This window comes from Streptomyces mayteni (assembly GCF_054783955.1).
In genome coordinates, this window is the sequence record NZ_BAAGPR010000090.1 from 1 (window position 1) to 18,930 (window position 18,930).

The following is an 18,930-nucleotide window of genomic DNA, read 5'->3' on the forward strand; positions in this document are numbered from 1 at the left end:
CCCGGTTACATTCCGAACCCGGAAGCTAAGCCTGCCAGCGCCGATGGTACTGCATGGGGGACCGTGTGGGAGAGTAGGTCGCCGCCGGACAATTTTTATACGAGTAGGGCCCGTTGGGAAACCAACGGGCCCTATCTGTTTTTGTGGGCCTTCGCGAGGAGGGCATCCGCACGATTCTCTGGGACGATCCGTTCATGGGCCCGAAATCAGTGTCGTTGCGGAGGATCGAACTCACCGACTGGCGTGACGTTCATTCGTGGGCTTGCCTCCCTGAAGCCTGCCGCTTCCAGCCCTGGGGGCCGAACACCGAGGAGCAGACACGGGCCTTCGTCCTCTCGGCGGCCGAGGGGTGGGCCCACAGGCCTCAGCGGAGGTTCGCCTTCGTGGCCCGCTTCGAGGGTGCCGTCGTGGGCATGGGAGAACTGCGCATCCGCAGCGTCGAGCACCGTCAGGGCGAGATCGCCTACATCGTTCACCCGAAGCTGTGGGGAGCGGGCCTGGGCACCGCGATCGGCGCGGAGCTCCTTCGGCACGGGTTCGGGCGCTGGGGCTGCACCGCGTCCACGCGAGCTGTGATCCACGGAACCTCGCGTCAGCCCAGGTCCTTCGCAAGCTCGGCATGACCCGTGAGGGTCGGCACCGGCACACTGCCCTGATCCGGGACGGATGGCGAGACTCCGAGATGTTCAGCATCCTCGAAGACGAGTGGCGCTCGCCCTCCTCGCCGCCTCCCGCCGATGTGCCCGACCATCACAACTGAGGCAACCGCCTTCAGAGCGGCCGGGTCAGAGCCGGCCGGTGGCCTTGAGGGTGAGGTAGGCGTCGGCGAGGGCGGGTGGCAGGTGTTCAGGAGAGGCCTCGACGACCGTGACGCCCAGGGCGCGGAGGCGTTCCGTGGTGTGCTGGCGTTCGATCTCGTGGCGGGCCGCGGCGGCCGCCTCGTAGACGCCGGGGACGGTGCCGCGGGCGTGCGACAGCTCGGCGATCCTGGGGTCGCCGACCGAGGCCACCACGACCGTGTGGCGTCGGGTCAGGCGCGGCAGCACGGGCAGCAGGCCGCTCTCCACGGGGGCGCTGTCGAGGCCGGTGAACAGCACGACCAGCGAGCGGCGCGGCGCGCCGGCCAGGGCGGCCGTGGCCATCGCCCGGGTGTCGGTCTCGATCAGCTCGGGCTCCAGCGGGGTCATCGCGCGGACCACCGAGGGCAGCAGGTCGCCGCCGGTGCGGCCGCGGACCGAGGCGCGGACCCGCCGGTCGAAGGCGAGCAGGTCGACGCGGTCGCCGGCCTGGGAGGCCAGCGCCGTCAGCAGCAGGGCCGCGTCCATGGCGGCGTCGAGTCGGGGGATGTCGCCGACCCGGCCGGCCGAGGTGCGGCCGGTGTCCAGGACCAGCAGCAGGTGCCGGTCGCGCTCCGGGCGCCAGGTGCGGACCGCGACCGCGGACTGCCGGGCGGTGGCGCGCCAGTCGATGGAGCGGACGTCGTCGCCCGGCACGTACTCCCGGAGGCTGTCGAACTCCGTGCCCTCGCCGCGCGTCAACACCGTGGTGCGGCCGTCGAGTTCGCGGAGCCTGGAGAGCTTGGCCGGCAGGTGCTTGCGGCTGGTGAACGGGGGCAGCACCCGCAGCGTCCACGGCACGGCGTGGCCGCCCTGGCGGGCGGCGAGGCCAAGTGGGCCGTGGGAGCGGATGGTGACGCGGACCGGGCGGTGCTCGCCGCGCCTGCTGGGGCCGAGCACCGTGGTGAGCCGGCGCCGTTCGCCGGCCGGCACGTCGACCCGGTGCCGCGACGCGGCGTACGAGGTGCCTGGCCGCCAGGCGCTCGGCGCCCAGGCGTCGCGGAGCTCGGCGCGCAGCGGCCGGCGGGAGGCGTTGGTGACGGTGAGGTCGACCGCGGCGTCCTCGCCGAGCCGGACGCTGGTGGCGCCGCTCCTGGTGAGCAGCAGCGGACGCACGGGCGCGGCGAGCGCCAGGTCGACGAGGACGCCGGCGAGCAGCGGCAGGGCGACGGCCAGGATCCCCGTCCAGCCGGGGAGCAGGCCGGCGACCAGGGCGCCGAGCGCGGCGACCAGCGCGGTGCGGCCGGTGAGCGCCATCAGCGGGGGACCGGGACGCGGGCCAGGAGGCCGGTGAGGACGCCGTCCGGGGTGATGCCCTCCATCTCGGCCTCCGGGCGGAGCCTGATCCGGTGCCTGAGGGTGGGCAGGGCCAGCGCCTTGACGTCGTCGGGGATGACGTAGTCGCGGCCGGAGAGCCAGGCCCAGGCGCGGGCGGTGCCGAGCAGCGCGGTGGCGCCGCGCGGCGAGGCGCCGATGGCCAGCGAGGGCGACTCGCGGGTGGCGCGGCAGAGGTCGACGACATAGCCGGCGATCTCGGGGGCGACGGTGACCTTGGCGGCGGCCGCCCGGGCGGCGGCGAGCTGCTCGGCGCCGGCCACGGGGCGGACGCCTGCCGTGGTGAGGTCGCGCGGGTCGAATCCCGCGGCGTGCCGGGCGAGGATGTCGATCTCCTGCTCGCGGCTGGGCAGTTGGAGGTTGAGCTTGAGGAGGAAGCGGTCGAGCTGGGCCTCGGGCAGCGGGTAGGTGCCCTCGTACTCGATCGGGTTCTGGGTGGCCGCGACCATGAAGGGTTCGGGCAGCGGCCTGGGGAGGCCGTCGACGGAGACCTGGCGCTCCTCCATGGCCTCGAGCAGCGAGGCCTGGGTCTTGGGCGGGGTGCGGTTGATCTCGTCCGCCAGCATCAGGTTGGTGAAGACCGGTCCCGGCTGGAAGGAGAACTCGGCGGTGCGGGCGTCGTAGACCAGCGACCCGGTGACGTCGCTCGGCATCAGGTCGGGGGTGAACTGCACGCGCTTGGTGTCGAGTTGGAGCGCGGTGGCCAGGGTGCGGACGAGCAGGGTCTTGGCGACGCCCGGCACGCCTTCGAGGAGGACGTGGCCCCGGCACAGCAGGGCGACGACCAGGCCGGTGACGGCGGCGTCCTGGCCGACGACGGCCTTGCCGATCTCGGCCCGCAGTGCCTCGAGGGCCTGGCGAGGGTCGCCGATGTCGGTGCCTGGGGTGTCGGTGCCTGGGGTTGGGGCGGTCACGGCGTCGAACCCTTCTGGTCGATTGAGGGGGGTCGGTCGGGTGCGGAGGTCTGGTGGGGGGAGACGCGGCGTTCGAGGGCGTCGAGCGCGTCGGCGAGGCTGACCAGGTCGCGATCGTCGGTGGGGGGCGGTCCGAACAGCAACTCGTGGACGGCGGCCGCGGGTTCGCCGGCGTGGGCGGCGACGGCGGCGGGCAGCGCCTCGGGGGTGTGGGCCGCGGACGGCGGGACGCCGACCAGGGGGGCGAGGCGGCTGCGGGTGGCCGTGCGGAGGGCGTCGGCGGCGCGGTCGCGGGCGCCGGCCTGGTGGTAGAGGCGGGCGCGGCCCTCGGTGGTCTCGGCGGCGTGGACGACGACCGGCAGCGGCTCGGTGACGACCGGGCCGAGCCGGCGGGCGCGCCAGAGGGCGGCGAGCAGCGCGGCGATGAGGAGTTGCAGGGTGGCCCAGCGCCAGCCGGGGTGGAGGAGGTCGAGGAGCGCCCGCTGGTCCTCGGTGGCCGGGGCCTCCTCGGCGGTGGGCAGGTACCAGACGAGGTGGGGGCGGCTGCCGAGGAGTTGCAGGGCGAGGGCGGCGTTGCCGTACTCGGCCAGCTGTTCGTTGTGGAGGGGGTCGGCCGCGCCGAGGAGGACGGTGTCGCCGGCGCCGGTGCCGGTCGGGAGCACGGCGAGGGTGGGCATGCCGGCGGCCTGGTAGCAGCCGGTGGCCTCGGCCGGGATCTGGTAGCGGTGGCCGCCGAGGAGGGCGCTGCCGGCGCTGGTTGCGGCGGGCAGTTCGCAGTCGGCGGCGCGCTCCTGGACCGGGGGCGGGAAGGCGTCGACCGTGGCGGTCGGGGCCAGGTCGGCGACGGCGGCCGGGCCGGGGGCGACGAGGACGGTGCGGCCGCCGGATTCGGCGGTGGCGCGGGCGACGGTGTCGCGGATGCCCGCGGTCAGGGCCTCGGGGTGGGCGACCAGCAGGGTGGTGTCGGGGCCCGTCAGCTCCGCGGCCTCGGCCGCGGTGGTGACGAGCGTGGTGTCGACGCCGTGGTCGGCGAGGAGTTGGGCGATCGCGCGGCTGCCGGTGGGGGCGGCGGAGCGCGGGTCGAGGGGCGCGGTGGAGCCGGCGCCGAGGAGGGCGAGCAGGAGGCCGGTGACGGCGAGGGCGCCGGCGCCGAGGAGGAGGCCGCGGCCGCGGCGCCAGAGGCGGCGGGCGTCGGGGGAGACGGCGGTGGTGGCGGTGGTGGCGGTGGTGGCGGTGGTCATCGGGCCGCCCGGGCGCCGGTGAGGGTGGTGAGGTCGGGGCGGGTGGCGGCGAGGCGCTCGTCGAGGTCGCGGAGCCTGGCGTGGTCGGCCGGTCCCGCGGGGCGTCCGCCGTAGGTGACGCCGTCGAAGGTGCTGGCGGCGGCGCGGAGTTCGGCGGCCAGGGTGGGCAGCGGGCGGGCGGCCTCGGTGGCGGCCTCGGTGGCGGTGCGGCCGGGCCGTGGTTCGAGCAGGGCGCGTTCCTCGAGGGCGCGGACGATGGCCCGCAGCCGCTCCTGGACGGCCTCGGCCCAGCGGCCGGCGGCCGCGTGCTCCTCGGCGGCGGCCCGGTGTTCCGCGGCGGTGCGGGGCCGGTCGTCGAAGAGGCCGCCGGTGGAACGGGGGCCGGTGGCGTCGCGCAGGGCGCCGAGGCGCAGTCGCAGCGCGACGAGCAGGGCCGTGACGAGGACGGCGATGACCAGCAGGCCGAGCCAGCCGCCCGGGGTGTGGAAGGCGACGTCGTCGAGGACACCGAAGACGTGGTCCCAGATCCAGTTCCAGACGCGGCGGGGCAGGCTGGGTTCGTGCTCGGCGTAGGCGGGTTTGGACAGCTCGCGCCGTGCTTCGCGGGCGGCCTCGTCGCGGTCGACGGCGATGGGCGGGGTGGGGTCCTCCGCCCGCCGCCGCGCGATCGCCGTGAGGGGCGACGGCACGGCGTCAGTTCCCCGGCGCGGGGGCGTCGCCCAGGCCGGCCGCGCGGGCGAGCTCGATGTCGAGGGCCTCGCGGCGGATGCGCTGGTCGATGTAGAGGAGGGCGGTGACGCCGGCGCCGACGGGGAGGGTGATGGCGGAGGAGAGGACCGCGCCGATGCCGGAGATGGCCAGGTAGGTCCAGGACATGTCGGTGAGGCCGCCCTCGAGGAAGCCGCTGCCGCCGCCGGCGACGACCTCGGCGACGATCGTGGCGGGGAACTCGATGATGCCGCCGACGATGGTGAGCAGCACGACGATCAGCAGCTGGATGCCGAAGACGCGCCACCAGGAGCCGGTGACCAGCTTCCAGGAGCGGCGCAGCGCGGCGATGACGCCCTGGCGTTCCAGCATCAGGGCGGGGGCGGCGAGGGAGAGCTGGATCCAGAGCCAGACGGCGAGGAGCAGGCCCCCGATGGCGCCGAGGGCGATGAGGAGGTCGGAGCCGGCGAGGGCGCCGAGGAGTATGGGCGCGGCCACGCCGAGGCCGGCGATCAGCGGCACGAGGAGCACCAGGCCGAGGAGGCGGAGCAGGCGGCCGCGGGAGTCCTGCCACGCCTCGCCGACGGTGACGCCGCGGCCGATGACGGCGCGGCTGACGACGATGGTGAGCAGGGCGGTGGCCAGCACGTTGCCGAGGAGGGAGGCGACGCCGGTGACGGTGCCGAAGCCGAGGAGGTCGCCGAAGGCGTCGCGGAGCTCCTCGTCCGTGGGGTTGGGGTTGTCCTCGAGGGCGGCGATGCCGGTGCTGCCGGAGAGCCAGGTGTGCAGCGCGACCGAGGAGAGCAGCTGGATGACGATGGCTATCGGGAGGGCTATGGCGAGCACGGTGCGCCAGTGGGCGCGGGCCGTGGAGACGGCGCCGTCGAGTATCTCCCCGACGCCGAGGGGGCGCAGCGGGATGACGCCAGGCTTGGGCGGCTGAGGGGGCACCTGCCAGCCGCCGGGCGCGCCCCAACCTGGCTGGCCCCAGCCCGGTTGCGGTCCCCAGCCCGGCTGGCCCCAGCCGGGGTGGCCGCCCCAGCCCGGCTGGGTGGGCGGCTGCTGTGGGGGTGGTGTGGTGCCCCAGCCCTGGGGTGCGGTGGGGGGTGTGGGCTGGGTGCCGGGCGCCGGCTGGTCGTTCGCCCCCTGCTGGCCGCCCTGGCCCTGCTGCCCGCCGTCCCCCGGCGTTCCGGGCGCGGTCCAGCCCTTCGACTCGCTCACCGCTTCCCCCTTGTCCCGCGTCCTCGCGTGTCTCCGCGCGTCGCACGTCCGCCACGCGGTCGTGTCACACCACCGGATGTGGTGGTTTTCCTTGGCGCCCATCGTGCCATGGCGCCGCGCTGGCTGTGCCGGGAGTGGGTTGGCAGACTGTGCGGATGGCTGATCTGAGAGTTCCCGCGTTGCGCTGGGCCGAGCCGCCCGACGGGCCGGTGTTGGTGCTGCTCGACCAGACCCGGCTGCCGGCCGAGGAGGTCGAGCTGGTGGTGACGGACGTGCCAGGTCTGGTGGCGGCCATCAGGTCCCTCGCCGTGCGGGGCGCTCCGGTGTTGGGGCTGGCCGGGGCGTACGGGGTGGCGCTGGCGGCGGCGCGGGGCTACGACGTGCCGGAGGCGGCGCGGCTGTTGGCCGGGGCGCGGCCGACGGCGGTGAACCTGGAGTACGGGGTGCGGCGGGCGGTCGCGGCCTATGAGGCGGCGGGCGACGGGAGCGCGCGGGCCGCGGCGGCGGCGCTCGCCGAGGCGAACGCGCTGTTCCGGGAGGACGCCGAGGCGAGTGCGCGGATGGTGGCGGCGGGGCGGGAGTTGCTCGGTGAGCTGTTGCCCGGCGGCCGGTTCCGGATCCTGACCCACTGCAACACGGGGGCGCTGGTCTCGGCCGGCGGCGGGACGGCGCTCGCGGTGGTGCGGGCGGCGCACGAGGCGGGGGAGTTGCGCCGGCTCTGGGTGGACGAGACGCGTCCGCTGTTGCAGGGGGCGCGGCTGACGGCGTACGAGGCGGCGCGGGCGGGGATGCCGTTCTCGCTGCTGGTGGACGGGGCGGCCGGCTCGCTGTTCGCGGCGGGCGAGGTGGACGCCGTGTTGATCGGCGCCGACCGGATCGCGGCGGACGGCTCGGTGGCGAACAAGGTGGGCAGCTATCCGCTGGCGGTGCTCGCCAAGCATCATGGGGTGCCGTTCGTCGTGGTGGCGCCGGTGTCGACGGTGGATCTGGCGACGCCCGACGGGTCGGCGATCCAGGTGGAGCAGCGGCCGGGGCACGAGGTGACGGAGGTCCGCCCGGGTGTGTCGGTGGCGCCGGTGGGCACGCAGGCGTACAACCCGGCCTTCGACGTGACGCCGCCCGAGCTGGTGACGGCGATCGTCACGGAGCTCGGGGTGGTCTCGCCGGTGGATCACGGAACGCTCGCGGAAGTGTGTTCCAGATCACGTTCGACTAAGTCCTGATCAGGGGATGGGATGATGAAGGCATGAAGGGACGCGTACTCGTCGTCGATGACGACCCCGCTCTGTCGGAGATGCTCGGCATCGTGCTGCGCGGGGAGGGGTTCGAGCCGTCTTTCGTCGCCGATGGGGACAAGGCCCTCGCCGCCTTCCGGGAGATCAAGCCGGATCTGGTGCTGCTCGACCTGATGCTGCCCGGTCGGGACGGCATCGAGGTGTGCCGGCTGATCCGGGGTGAGTCCGGGGTGCCGATCGTCATGCTCACGGCGAAGAGCGACACGGTTGACGTGGTGGTGGGCCTGGAGTCGGGCGCCGACGACTACATCGTCAAGCCGTTCAAGCCCAAGGAGCTGATCGCCAGGATCCGGGCCAGGCTGCGCCGCTCCGAGGAGCCGGCGCCCGAGCAGCTGGCCATCGGCGACCTGGTGATCGACGTCGCCGGCCACTCCGTCAAGCGCGGCAGCCAGGCGATCTCGCTGACGCCGCTGGAGTTCGATCTGCTGGTGGCCCTGGCCCGCAAGCCGTGGCAGGTGTTCACCCGGGAGGTGCTGCTCGAACAGGTCTGGGGCTATCGGCACGCGGCCGACACCCGCCTGGTGAACGTGCACGTCCAGCGGCTGCGGTCGAAGGTGGAGAAGGACCCGGAGCGCCCGGAGATCGTGGTGACGGTGCGCGGCGTGGGCTACAAGGCCGGGTCAAGCTGACGTGACCGGCCGGCGGTGGTGGCACGGGTCCCGGTTGCTGACCGAAGGGGCGGCGACCGGGGCCCAGCCCGCGATTCGGATATTCGGCCGCTGGGCCAGGGGGCCCGTGCTGTCGGTCATGCGCCTGTGGCGGCGCAATATCCAGCTGCGGGTGGTGGCCACCACGCTGGTCATGTCGATGGGCGTGGTGCTCGTCCTCGGCATCGTGGTGATCGGCCAGGTGCGGAACGGCCTCCTGGAGGCCAAGCGGCAGACGGCGCAGAGCCAGGCCGAGGGCGGGTTCGCGGTGGCGAGCGGGCTGGCCACCGGCGACGGGGACGGCAACGAGTCGGTGGCCGGCCAGAGTCCGGACCCGAACGCCTGGCTGAACGGGATCGTCGAGCAGCTGTCCAGCGGCGGGCGCGGCGTCTTCTACGTGGTGTCGCTGCCCTCCCAGCTGTCCAGCACGCCGTTCGTGAGCGAGGCCGACACCGGCTCGGGGCAGGCGCCGCGCGGCGCCCGCGCCTACGGCGACCTGCGGCAGCCCGAGCAGTTCATCCCGACCGAGCTGCGCGAGGCGCTCGACCGCTCGACGGACGCGCACCGGCAGTACGGGCGGGTCGAGTTCGAGGACGGCGGCTCGCAGGAGGCGCTGATCATCGGGCGCCGCCTCGGCGACATCCAGAACAACTGGTACCAGCTCTACTACGTCTTCCCCTTCACCCAGGAGGAGGAGTCGCTCAGCCTGGTCACCGGCACCATCGCCACCGCCGGCATCTTCGTGGTGGTGCTGCTCGGCGCGATCGCCTGGCTGGTGGTGCGGCAGGTGGTGACGCCGGTCAGGATGGCCGCGCGGATCGCGGAGCGGCTGGCCGCCGGCCGGCTCCAGGAGCGGATGAAGGTCAGCGGCGAGGACGACATCGCGCGGCTCGGCGAGTCCTTCAACAAGATGGCGCGCAGCCTCCAGCAGCAGATCCAGCAGCTCGAGGACCTGTCGCGGATGCAGCGGCGGTTCGTCTCCGACGTCTCGCACGAGCTGCGCACGCCGCTGACGACGGTGCGGATGGCGGCGGACGTGATCCACGAGTCGCGCGGGGAGTTCGATCCGGTCACCGCGCGCTCCGCCGAGCTGCTGCTCAGCCAGCTCGACCGCTTCGAGTCGCTGCTCGCCGACCTGCTGGAGATCAGCCGGTTCGACGCGGGCGCGGCCAACCTGGAGGCGGACCAGACGGACCTGCGGGACGTGGTCGCCCGGGTGGTCGAGGGCGCCGAGCCGCTGGCCGAGCGGCGCGGCAGCCGGCTCGTGGTGCGCGGCGGCACCCGCCCGGTGGTGGCCGAGGTGGACGCGCGGCGGATCGAGCGGGTGCTGCGCAACCTGGTGGTCAACGCCATCGAGCACGGCGAGGGGCGGGACGTGGTGGTGCGGCTGGCGGCCAGCCGGGACGGGGACGCGGTGGCGGTCGCGGTGCGGGACCACGGCATCGGGCTGCGGGCCGGGGAGGCCGAGCGGGTCTTCAACCGGTTCTGGCGGGCCGATCCGGCCCGGGCCAGGACGACGGGCGGCACCGGCCTCGGGCTCTCCATCTCCCTGGAGGACGCGCATCTGCACGGCGGCTGGCTCGAGGAGTGGGGCGAGCCGGGCGGCGGCGCCCAGTTCCGGCTGACGCTGCCGCGCACCGCCGGCGAGCCGCTGCGTGGCTCGCCGCTGCCGCTGGAGCCGCGGGACGCGCGGGCCAGGGCCGAGCGGCGGGCTCGTGGCGCGGCGGCCGGGGCGCCCGTGATCCCGGCGCAGAACGGTCAGTCGGCGCAGAACGGTGAGTCGGTGCCGGCCGGGCAGTCGGTGTCGGCCGGTGGCGAGGCGCGCGGGGAGGGCGGTCATGAGGAGTGAGCGGCGTTGGCGCGGCGGTGCGGCGGTCGCCGTGGCCGGCCTGGTGCTGAGCGGCTGCGCCTCGATGCCGTCCAGCGGTCCCGTGCAGCGGGTGGACGCCTCGCAGCGCGCCGACTCGGACGGCGAGGGCGAGTCGCAGGTGCGGGTCTACGGAGTGCCGCCCGCCGAGAACGCGCTGCCGCAGGCGATCGTCAGGGGCTTCCTGGAGGCGATCACCAGCGACGAGGTCGACTTCGAGACGGCCCGCGAGTACCTGACGCCGCGGCGGCAGGGCGAGTGGGACCCGTTCGCCAGCACCACCATCCTCACCGGCGGCGCCGACCTGCGGCTTCCGGGCTCCGACGACCCGGTGGGGTCCGGGGACGGCGAGACGATGCGGGTGGAGCTGACCGGCAGCCGGCTGGCGACCGTCGACGCCTCGCACGTGTACACGCCGCAGGCCGGCGAGTACCAGTCGACGTTCCTGCTGCGGCGGGTCGAGGAGCAGTGGCGGATCGACTCGCTGCCGGACGGCCTGGTCATCAGCGAGGCCGACTTCAGCCGCATCTACCACTCCGTCAACACGTTCTATTACGCCGGCCTCGGTCCCGAGGCGGAGCGGGTCGACAGCGGGCAGGACGTGCTGGTCGCCGACCCGATCTTCGTGCGCCGCCGGATAGACCCGGTGGGCGAGAGCGTCCGCACCCTGATCGAGGGCCCGAGCGAGTGGCTGGCCCCCGCCGTCACCTCCGCCTTCCCGCCCGGCGCCTCGGTGGCGCCCGACCACGCCCCGGCGATCGACGAGTCGGGCGCGCTCTCCGTCTGGCTGTCCGGGGTCCCCGCCGCCTGGCCGGCCGAGGACTGCGAGCGGATGGCGGCCCAGCTGCTGCACACCGTGCGGGACGCGACCTCGGTGGAGCTGAGCGAGGCCCGGTTGCGTGACCAGAACGGCGCGCCGCTGTGCGAGGAGTCCGCGGCGCAGGCCGACGAGCACGCTCCAGGGCTGCTCGACGGCGAGCCGAGCCGGCCCTACTTCCTGGACGAGAACCAGGAGCTCGTGCAGGTGGTCGAGAGCGAGGAGCAGCCCTCGCTGCGGCCGGTCCCCGGCACCCTCGACGAGGCGGAGGGCGGGCTGCGGTCCGTGGCGATCCGCCGGGACGGGGAGCGGGCGGCCGGCGTCAGCGCGGACGGCTCGACCCTCTATGTCGCGCCGCTCGGTGGTGAGGAGGGCACGGGGCCCGAGGTCTTCGCCACCAGCGAGACGACCGGGGAGGACACCGGTCTCTCCGCACCCAGCTGGGACGGTCTTGGCGACCTGTGGGTCGCCGACCGGAACCCGGCCGCGCCCCGGCTGCTGCGGCTCGTCGAGGGAGCCGGGACACCGCGGCCGGTGCCGATCGAGGGGCTGCGGGACGGTCAGCGGGTCGAGGCGCTGCGGGTGGCCTCGGACGGGGTGCGGATCGCGATGCTGGTGAGCGACGCGGACGGCGACGCCACACTGCAGCTCGGCCGGATCGAGCGAATCCCCGCCGAGGACGCCGAGGGCGGCGCGGAAGGCGTCGAACTCGCCGTCACCGGGCTGCGGTCGGTGACCCCGCAGTTGGAGGACGTGTCCGCGGTCTCCTGGGCCGGCGGCAGCCGGCTCGTGGTGGTCGGCCGCCCGGCGGACGGCGTCGAGCAGCTGATGTACGTGCGCTCCGACGGCTCCACGGTCAACGCGCCCGCCGTGCCAGGGCTCAACGACGTCACCGGGGTGGCCGCCACGGAGAACGAGGAGATGCCGCTGCTGGCCGAGACGGTGGCCGGGGTGGCCTGGCTCCAGGACCGCTCGCAGTGGAAGGTCGTCGGCGCCAACGGCTCGGTCCCGGTCTACGCAGGCTGACCGCGGGGGGCCGGCGCTCGGCCGCGTCACCCGCGCCCGGAAGGAAACCCCCGCACGGGGACTTGGCACGGGCCGGACCATCCGCCACGGTGGAACCATGCGCGGTTGGTGGCAGGAGCTCGGCTCCCTGATCCTGCCGACGGCGTGCGCCGGCTGTGGCGAGGCGCGCGCCGTGCTCTGCGAGCCCTGCCGGGCCGCGCTCACCGACGGCCGGGCCCGCCGGGTGCGGTTCGCTCCCGAGCCCGCTGGGCTGCCCGCCGTCTACGCCGCCGGCGAGTACCGCGACCAGGTCAGGGCGGTGCTGCTGGCCCACAAGGAGCGCGGTGTGCTGCCGCTGGCCGGCCCGTTGGGCCGGGCGCTCGCGGTGAGCGCCCGCGTCCTGGCCGCCCGCGCGGCCGGCGCCGGCTGGCTGGCGGAGCTGGTGCCGGTGCCCTCGGCGCGAGCGGTCGTGGCCCGGCGGGGGCACGATCCGGTGCGCCGGATCGCGCTCGCGGCCGCGGGGCGGCTGCGGCGCGAGGGGCTCGCGGTGCGGGTGCTGCCGGCGCTGCGGCAGTGCCGGCCGGTGGCGGACCAGGCCGGGCTCTCGGCCGAGCGGCGGGCCGTCAATCTCGCGGGGGCGCTGGTGGCGAGGCCCGGCGCGCTGGCCGCGGGGGCGCCGGTGCTCCTGGTGGACGACCTGGTGACCACGGGCGCCTCGCTTGCCGAGGCGGCCCGCGCGGTGCGCGCCGCCGGCGGGGTACCGGTCGGCGCGGCGGTGGTCGGCGCGGCGGTGGTCGCGGGAAATCCGCGTCGCTGAGGGTGCCGGGGAACCTTTACCGGGAGTACGTTCGTTACATAAGTGGAGATTTGGAATTTCTGGGGTGGAAGTGTGGTCGTGATCACCCTGAGATTTCCGGGGTGTTGATCTTCCTGTCGGGGCAGGAGGAGGTGAAAGCGGTAATCCCGAGGTAAAGCCGGAGGGGCGCCGAGAAGAACGTGTCCCGTCGGCACAGTGCACTGCACCAACGGAGGCGGTCGCAGCGCCGCGACGCTTCCGGGAACGGAGTTCTGCGTGGACATCGTCGTCAAGGGCCGCAAGACCGATGTGCCGGAGCGATTCCGGCGCCATGTGGCCGAGAAGTTGAAGCTGGACAAGATCCAGAGGATCGACGGCAAGGTGACCCGCCTCGACGTGGAGGTGTCGAAGGAGCTCAACCCGCGTCAGGCGGACCGTTCCGACCGGGTGGAGATCACCTTGCGGCACCGGGGCCCCGTGGTCCGGGCGGAGGCGTCGGCCGCCGACCCGTACGCGGCCCTCGACCTGGCGGCCGAGAAGCTGGAGTCGCGGCTGCGCAGGCAGCACGACAAGCGCCGCTCCCGCCGCGGCCGGGACCGTATCCCGGCCAGCGAGGTCGCCGAGGTGGTGCCGGACGCGGCCCGGTTGAACAGCGCGGGCGAGCTGCCCGGGCCCGGGATCGAGGCACCGGCGGCGCCGCCGGTGCGGGTTCTCGGCTCGGTCGTCGTCGAGGGGGACGGGCCCCTGGTGGTGCGCGAGAAGACGCATCTCGCCGCACCCATGTCGCTCGAACAGGCGCTCTACGAGATGGAGCTGGTCGGGCACGACTTCTATCTGTTCATCGACGCGGACACCAAGCAGCCGAGCGTCGTCTACCGCCGGCACGCCTATGACTACGGCGTGATCCACCTGGAGGCCGACCCGCTGGCCGAGAGCATGCCTCAGGGCGCGGGGGGCGCGCTGGGCGGCTGACCGAGGCGTTCCGCAGGCACCCCTCGTCGGATGAGGACCGATGGGGGGTGTCGCCGTGGAATCATGAGGTCGCCGAGCGTGGCAGCGACGACACGCCTCGGATGACCTCGGTCGTAGGGGGAGGAACGATGGTGGACACTTTCGGGCCCACGATGCCTCGGGAGCGGCCCGGCGAGGAGGAGGCGGACTCGGCGGCCGAACAGCGGGAGCCGATCCGGGTGTTGGTGGTCGACGACCACGAGCTGTTCCGCCGCGGGCTCGAGATCGTGCTCGCGCAGGAGGAGGACATCCAGGTCGTGGGGGAGGCCGGGGACGGCGCCGAGGCGGTGGAGAAGGCCGCCGACCTGCTGCCCGACATCGTGCTGATGGACGTGCGGATGCCGAGGCGCGGCGGCATCGAGGCGTGCACCTCCATCAAGGAGGTGGCCCCCAGCGCCCGGATCATCATGCTGACGATCAGCGACGAGGAGGCCGACCTCTACGACGCCATCAAGGCGGGCGCGACCGGCTACCTGCTGAAGGAGATCTCCACCGACGAGGTCACCGCCGCGATCCGCGCCGTGGCGGACGGGCAGTCCCAGATCAGCCCCTCCATGGCGGCCAAGCTGCTCACCGAGTTCAGGTCGATGATCGAGCGCACCGACGAGCGGCGCCTGGTGCCGGCGCCCAAGCTGACCGACCGGGAGCTCGAGGTGCTCAAGCTGGTGGCGACCGGCAAGAACAACCGGGACATCGCCAAGGACCTGTTCATCAGCGAGAACACCGTGAAGAACCACGTGCGGAACATCCTGGAGAAGCTGCAGCTGCACTCCCGGATGGAGGCCGTGGTCTACGCGATGCGCGAGAAGATCCTGGACCTGGAGACCGGCTGAGGCGCCTGCCGGACGCCTTCGTTCAGACGGATACCTCGGTGGCGGCCGCGGCCAGTGGGGCGTGCAGCGCGGCCGGCGTCGTGCGCTCCACCCTGATCCGCTCGCAGCCCACCCAGCGCGCGGCCTCCGCCAGGGCCTCGGCCATCGCCGGTATCGCCCGGCGGGCCCGCGCCTCGCCGCCCTCGAACGACGCGTGCCTGGCGACCAGCGTGTCGCCCTCGCGCGCCGGGTCGACCCGGCCGAGCAGCTTCCCGCCCGCCAGCAGCGGCATCGCGAAGTAGCCGTGGATCCGCTTCGGCTTCGGCACATACGCCTCCAGGCGGTGCGTGAAGCGGAACATCCGCTCGGTGCGCGACCGATCCCAGACCAGCGAGTCGAAGGGGGAGAGCAGCGTGGTGCGGTGCCGGCCGCGCGGGGTGGTGGCCAGCGCCGCCGGATCGGCCCAGGCCCGGTGCTGCGGGCCCCAGCCCCCCACCACCACCGGCACCAGGCCGGTGTCCTCGATCACCTCGGCCACCTGGGCGATCCGAAGCCGGTGGTAGTCGGCCAGGTCGCCCATCGTGGCCACCCCCATCGCCACCCCCGCCTGGGAGACCAGCCGCCGCACGCACTCCGCGTCCGGTAGGTCGTCGTGGCGCAGCTCGCCAGGGATGGCGCGCTCGGCCAGGTCGTAGACCCGCTTCCAGCCGCGCCGCTCGACGCACACCACGTCACCCAGCATCAGCGCCCGCTCGACGGCGACCTTGGCGTCGCTCCAGTCCCACCAGGGGCCGCCGTTCTTGGCGCCGCCCAGCTCGGTGGCCGTCAGCGGGCCCTCAGCGCGCAGCTGGGCGATCACCTTCTCGTAGGAGCCGGGCGCCACCTCCTGGTGCCAGGACTCCCGAGCCCGGTAGGCGCGCCGCCGGAAGGCGAACAGCGGCCACTCCTCGACGGGCAGCACGCAGGCGGCGTGCGACCAGTACTCGAAGGAACGCCCGCCCGACCAGTACGCCTCCTCGACCGCCGCCCGGCCCACCGCGCCGAGCCGGGCGTAGGGGAGCAGCTCGTGCGAGCGCGCCAGCACCGAGATCGTGTCGAGCTGGACCGAGCCGAGCCGGCGCAGCACGCCACGCACGCCCCCCGCCCGATCCGGGGCGCCCAGCAGGCCCTGGGCGCGCAGGGCGATCCGGCGGGCTTCGTCGGCGGTCAGCTGTGGCTCTACGACAGTCATGCGAGCGATCGTAGAGCGGACCACTGACACTCCTTGCGGCGCTCGCATACCATGGCCGGTGCGGCGGGGCCATATCTCGCTGTGCCCGCGCATTCCCATCGGCGCCAGGCCCGACCGGCAAGGAGACCAGCCCTCGTGTCCGTCTTCAACAAGATCATGCGTGCAGGCGAAGGCAAGATCCTGCGCAGGTTGCAACGCATCGCCAACCAGGTGAACTCCATTGAAGAGGACTTCCTTGACCTGACGGACGCGGAGCTGCGGGCCCTCACCGACGAGTACCGGGAGCGCTACGCCGAGGGCGAGACCCTCGACGACCTGCTGCCCGAGGCGTTCGCCACCGTCCGCGAGGCCGCCAAGCGGGCGCTCGGCCAGCGCCACTACGACGTTCAGCTGATGGGCGGCGCCGCGCTGCACCTCGGCTATGTGGCCGAGATGAAGACCGGCGAGGGCAAGACCCTGGTGGGCACGCTGCCCACCTATCTGAACGCGCTCTCCGGCGACGGCGTGCACCTGATCACCACCAACGACTACCTGGCCCAGCGCGACTCCGAGTGGATGGGCCGGGTGCACCGCTTCCTCGGCCTGTCGGTCGGCTGCATCACGGCCGGGATGACGCCCGCCAAGCGCCGCGAGCAGTACGCCTGCGACATCACCTACGGCACCAACAACGAGTTCGGCTTCGACTACCTGCGCGACAACATGGCCTGGTCGAAGGACGAGCTGGTGCAGCGCGGCCACAGCTTCGCCGTGGTCGACGAGGTCGACTCGATCCTCATCGACGAGGCCAGGACGCCGCTGATCATCTCCGGCCCGGCCGACCAGGCCACCAAGTGGTACGCGGACTTCTCCAAGCTGGTGCAGCGCCTGGAGAAGGGCGAGCCGGCCGTCCCCACCCGCCAGGTCGCCGAGACCGGCGACTACGACGTGGACGAGAAGAAGCGCACCGTCGCCATCCACGACGCGGGTGTCACCAAGGTCGAGGACTGGCTGGGCATCGACAACCTCTACGAGTCGGTGAACACCCCGCTGGTCGGCTACCTGAACAACGCCATCAAGGCCAAGGAGCTCTACAAGAAGGACAAGGACTACGTCGTCCTCGACGGCGAGGTCGTGATCGTCGACGAGCACACCGGCCGTATCCTCGCCGGTCGCCGCTACAACGAGGGCATGCACCAGGCGATCGAGGCGAAGGAGGGGGTGAAGATCAAGGACGAGAACCAGACGCTCGCCAAGATCACCCTCCAGAACTACTTCCGCCTCTACGGCAAGCTCGCCGGCATGACCGGTACGGCGATGACCGAGGCCGCCGAGTTCCACCAGATCTACAAGCTCGGCGTCGTCCCGATCCCGACCAACCGGGCGATGGCCAGGATCGACCAGTCCGACCTGATCTACCGCACCGAGGTCGCCAAGTTCGCGGCCGTCGTCGACGACATCGTCGAGAAGCACGAGGCGGGCCAGCCGGTGCTGGTCGGCACCACCTCGGTCGAGAAGTCCGAGTACCTGTCGCAGCAGCTGAACAAGCGGGGCGTGCGGCACGAGGTGCTGAACGCCAAGAACCACGAGCGCGAGGCCGTGATCGTCGCCAAGGCCGGCCGTCGGGGCGCCGTCACCGTGGCCACCAACATGGCGGGCCGCGGCACCGACATCAAGCTCGGCGGCAACCCGGACGACATCGCCGAGGGCGAGCTGCGGAGCAAGGGCCTCGACCCGGCGGAGCACGTCGAGGAGTGGGCCGCCGCGCTGCCGGAGGCCCTGGAGCGGGCCGAGGAGGCGGTGAAGGCCGAGTTCGAGGAGGTCAAGGGGCTCGGCGGCCTCTACGTGCTGGGCACCGAGCGGCACGAGTCGCGGCGGATCGACAACCAGCTGCGCGGCCGCTCAGGGCGCCAGGGCGACCCGGGCGAGTCCCGCTTCTACCTCTCGCTCGGCGACGACCTGATGCGGCTCTTCAAGGCGCAGATGGTCGAGCGCGTGATGTCCATGGCCAACGTCCCGGACGACGTGCCGATCGAGAACCGCATGGTCACCCGGGCCATCGCCTCGGCGCAGGGCCAGGTCGAGCAGCAGAACTTCGAGATCCGCAAGAACGTGCTGAAGTACGACGAGGTGCTGAACCGGCAGCGCGAGGTCATCTACAGCGAGCGGCACCGGGTGCTGGCCGGCGAGGACCTGCACGAGCAGGTGCGGTTCTTCATGGACGACACCATCGACGCGTACGTGCAGGCCGAGACGGCCGGCGGCTTCGCCGAGGAGTGGGACCTGGAGCGGCTGTGGGGCGCGTTCAAGCAGCTCTACCCGGTCGAGGCCTCCGTCGAGGAGCTCGAGGAGGACGCGGGCGGCCGGGACGGCCTCACGCCGGAGTTCCTCGCCGAGTCGATCAAGGAGGACGTCTCCAAGCAGTACGACGCGCGCGAGCAGGAGCTCGGCTCCGAGGTGATGCGGGAGCTGGAGCGCCGCGTGGTGCTCTCGGTGCTGGACCGCAAGTGGCGTGAGCACCTGTACGAGATGGACTACCTCCAGGAGGGCATCGGCCTGCGGGCGATGGCCCAGCGCGACCCGGTGGTGGAGTTCCAGCGCGAGGGCTTCGACATGTTCACGGCCATGATGGACGGGATCAAGGAGGAGTCCGTCGGCTACCTGTTCAACCTGGAGGTCCAGGTCGAGCGGCAGGTCGAGCAGGTGCCGGTGCAGGGTGGCGAGAAGCAGCCGGCCGCGGCGGCCGGCGCGGCCGCCGCGGCCGCCGCCGGTGGTGGCGATGGCGGCGAGGAGCCGGCGGCGGTGCCGGCCGGGGCGCGGCCGGCGATCCGGGCCAAGGGCCTGGAGGCGCCGCAGCGGGCCGACCGGCTGCACTTCTCCGCGCCTTCGGTGGACGGTGAGGGCGGCGTCGTCGAGAGCGACTTCGCCGCCGACGGCGGTGAGGGTGACGGCGGGGCCGGTGCCGGTGAGGGCTCGACGCGTGCGGAGCGGCGTCGGGCGGCCAAGGGGGGCGGCCGCCGCCGCAAGAAGTAACCCGCGGTTGTTCTTCCCCCGCCCACCCGCCCCTTCTCGCGCGCGCAGCGCGGGGGCGCGGGTGGGCGGAGGTTTTCCCCCACCCACCCGCCCTTTGTTCCGCTGCGCGCGTTGGTGGGGCCCTGCGGGTCCCGCCGGCCTGGCGGCTTCGCCGCCGGTGGCGGTGCCGGCCGGGCTACGGCCCT

Annotated in this window: 15 protein-coding genes and 1 rRNA gene; 10 read left to right on the forward strand and 6 right to left on the reverse strand. The window is 73.5% G+C overall.

Annotation, left to right across the window (positions count from 1 at the left end):
- Positions 1-90: ribosomal RNA gene (rrf, locus tag ACYVPE_RS29755) — 5S ribosomal RNA — on the forward strand; the annotation flags it as partial.
- Between the two features lie 53 nt (positions 91-143).
- Positions 144-623 (forward strand): GNAT family N-acetyltransferase, encoded by a 480-nt coding sequence (locus tag ACYVPE_RS29760; RefSeq protein ID WP_461036845.1) that lies wholly within the window; start codon positions 144-146, stop codon positions 621-623.
- Positions 624-785: 162 nt separating this feature from the next.
- Here ACYVPE_RS29760 and ACYVPE_RS29765 read toward each other — a convergent pair whose 3' ends face one another.
- From ACYVPE_RS29765 to ACYVPE_RS29785, 5 genes are read right to left on the reverse strand one after another with little or no spacing between them, the layout of a single operon-like run.
- The gene (locus ACYVPE_RS29765; RefSeq protein ID WP_461036846.1) at positions 786-2,093 is read right to left on the reverse strand and encodes a DUF58 domain-containing protein; all 1,308 of its coding nucleotides are present in this window, start codon (positions 2,091-2,093) and stop codon (positions 786-788) included.
- Complete coding sequence (locus ACYVPE_RS29770) at positions 2,093-3,085, reverse strand: AAA family ATPase (RefSeq protein WP_461036847.1); 993 nt, start codon at positions 3,083-3,085, stop codon at positions 2,093-2,095. Before ACYVPE_RS29770 ends, ACYVPE_RS29765 begins: the two co-directional genes overlap by 1 nt.
- Positions 3,082-4,326: a DUF4350 domain-containing protein gene (locus tag ACYVPE_RS29775; protein WP_461036848.1), complete on the reverse strand. Its 1,245-nt coding sequence runs from the start codon at positions 4,324-4,326 to the stop codon at positions 3,082-3,084. Before ACYVPE_RS29775 ends, ACYVPE_RS29770 begins: the two co-directional genes overlap by 4 nt.
- A complete protein-coding gene (locus tag ACYVPE_RS29780; protein WP_461036849.1) occupies positions 4,323-5,015 on the reverse strand; it encodes a DUF4129 domain-containing protein in 693 nt (230 codons plus the stop codon). Before ACYVPE_RS29780 ends, ACYVPE_RS29775 begins: the two co-directional genes overlap by 4 nt.
- Positions 5,016-5,019: 4 nt before the next feature.
- Positions 5,020-6,255 carry a DUF7544 domain-containing protein gene (locus ACYVPE_RS29785; protein ID WP_461036850.1) on the reverse strand — a complete coding sequence of 412 codons (1,236 nt, stop codon included), beginning with the start codon at positions 6,253-6,255 and terminating at the stop codon, positions 5,020-5,022.
- 155 nt (positions 6,256-6,410) lie between these two features.
- On the opposite strand from ACYVPE_RS29785, the gene mtnA reads away from it, so the two are divergent.
- The 7 genes from mtnA (at position 6,411) to ACYVPE_RS29820 (ending at position 14,526) form a co-directional block, all read left to right on the forward strand.
- Positions 6,411-7,478 (forward strand): S-methyl-5-thioribose-1-phosphate isomerase, encoded by a 1,068-nt coding sequence (gene mtnA / locus ACYVPE_RS29790; RefSeq protein ID WP_461036851.1) that lies wholly within the window; start codon positions 6,411-6,413, stop codon positions 7,476-7,478.
- Between the two features lie 23 nt (positions 7,479-7,501).
- Positions 7,502-8,179: a two-component system response regulator MtrA gene (gene mtrA, locus ACYVPE_RS29795; RefSeq protein WP_132819589.1), complete on the forward strand. Its 678-nt coding sequence runs from the start codon at positions 7,502-7,504 to the stop codon at positions 8,177-8,179.
- A gap of 118 nt (positions 8,180-8,297) precedes the next feature.
- On the forward strand, positions 8,298-10,046 hold the full coding sequence (gene mtrB, locus ACYVPE_RS29800; protein WP_461036868.1) for an MtrAB system histidine kinase MtrB: 1,749 nt from the start codon (positions 8,298-8,300) through the stop codon (positions 10,044-10,046).
- Positions 10,036-11,907: an LpqB family beta-propeller domain-containing protein gene (locus tag ACYVPE_RS29805; protein ID WP_461036852.1), complete on the forward strand. Its 1,872-nt coding sequence runs from the start codon at positions 10,036-10,038 to the stop codon at positions 11,905-11,907. The genes mtrB and ACYVPE_RS29805 overlap by 11 nt, the downstream gene beginning before the upstream one ends.
- 97 nt (positions 11,908-12,004) lie before the next feature.
- Positions 12,005-12,703, forward strand: coding sequence for a ComF family protein (locus ACYVPE_RS29810; protein ID WP_461036853.1), 699 nt, complete (start codon positions 12,005-12,007; stop codon positions 12,701-12,703).
- Positions 12,704-12,958: 255 nt separating this feature from the next.
- Positions 12,959-13,654, forward strand: coding sequence for a ribosome hibernation-promoting factor, HPF/YfiA family (hpf, locus tag ACYVPE_RS29815; RefSeq protein ID WP_461036854.1), 696 nt, complete (start codon positions 12,959-12,961; stop codon positions 13,652-13,654).
- Positions 13,655-13,782: 128 nt separating this feature from the next.
- Positions 13,783-14,526 carry a response regulator gene (locus ACYVPE_RS29820; protein WP_461036855.1) on the forward strand — a complete coding sequence of 248 codons (744 nt, stop codon included), beginning with the start codon at positions 13,783-13,785 and terminating at the stop codon, positions 14,524-14,526.
- A gap of 22 nt (positions 14,527-14,548) precedes the next feature.
- On the opposite strand, the gene ACYVPE_RS29825 is transcribed toward ACYVPE_RS29820, so the two are convergent.
- Positions 14,549-15,736, reverse strand: coding sequence for a winged helix-turn-helix domain-containing protein (locus tag ACYVPE_RS29825; protein ID WP_461036856.1), 1,188 nt, complete (start codon positions 15,734-15,736; stop codon positions 14,549-14,551).
- Between the two features lie 135 nt (positions 15,737-15,871).
- Between ACYVPE_RS29825 and secA the strand changes: the two genes are divergently transcribed.
- Complete coding sequence (gene secA / locus ACYVPE_RS29830) at positions 15,872-18,745, forward strand: preprotein translocase subunit SecA (RefSeq protein ID WP_461036857.1); 2,874 nt, start codon at positions 15,872-15,874, stop codon at positions 18,743-18,745.
- Positions 18,746-18,930 lie beyond the last annotated feature (185 nt).

Coding starts and splice junctions, on each gene's coding strand:
- mtrA (WP_132819589.1), top strand. CDS start 7,502: ATGAAGGGACGCGTACTCGTCGTCGATGACGACCCCGCTCTGTCGGAG.
- mtrB (WP_461036868.1), top strand. CDS start 8,298: ATGCGCCTGTGGCGGCGCAATATCCAGCTGCGGGTGGTGGCCACCACG.
- ACYVPE_RS29805 (WP_461036852.1), top strand. CDS start 10,036: ATGAGGAGTGAGCGGCGTTGGCGCGGCGGTGCGGCGGTCGCCGTGGCC.
- ACYVPE_RS29825 (WP_461036856.1), bottom strand. CDS start 15,736: ATGACTGTCGTAGAGCCACAGCTGACCGCCGACGAAGCCCGCCGGATC.
- ACYVPE_RS29775 (WP_461036848.1), bottom strand. CDS start 4,326: ATGACCACCGCCACCACCGCCACCACCGCCACCACCGCCGTCTCCCCC.
- ACYVPE_RS29765 (WP_461036846.1), bottom strand. CDS start 2,093: ATGGCGCTCACCGGCCGCACCGCGCTGGTCGCCGCGCTCGGCGCCCTG.
- mtnA (WP_461036851.1), top strand. CDS start 6,411: ATGGCTGATCTGAGAGTTCCCGCGTTGCGCTGGGCCGAGCCGCCCGAC.
- ACYVPE_RS29810 (WP_461036853.1), top strand. CDS start 12,005: ATGCGCGGTTGGTGGCAGGAGCTCGGCTCCCTGATCCTGCCGACGGCG.
- ACYVPE_RS29820 (WP_461036855.1), top strand. CDS start 13,783: ATGGTGGACACTTTCGGGCCCACGATGCCTCGGGAGCGGCCCGGCGAG.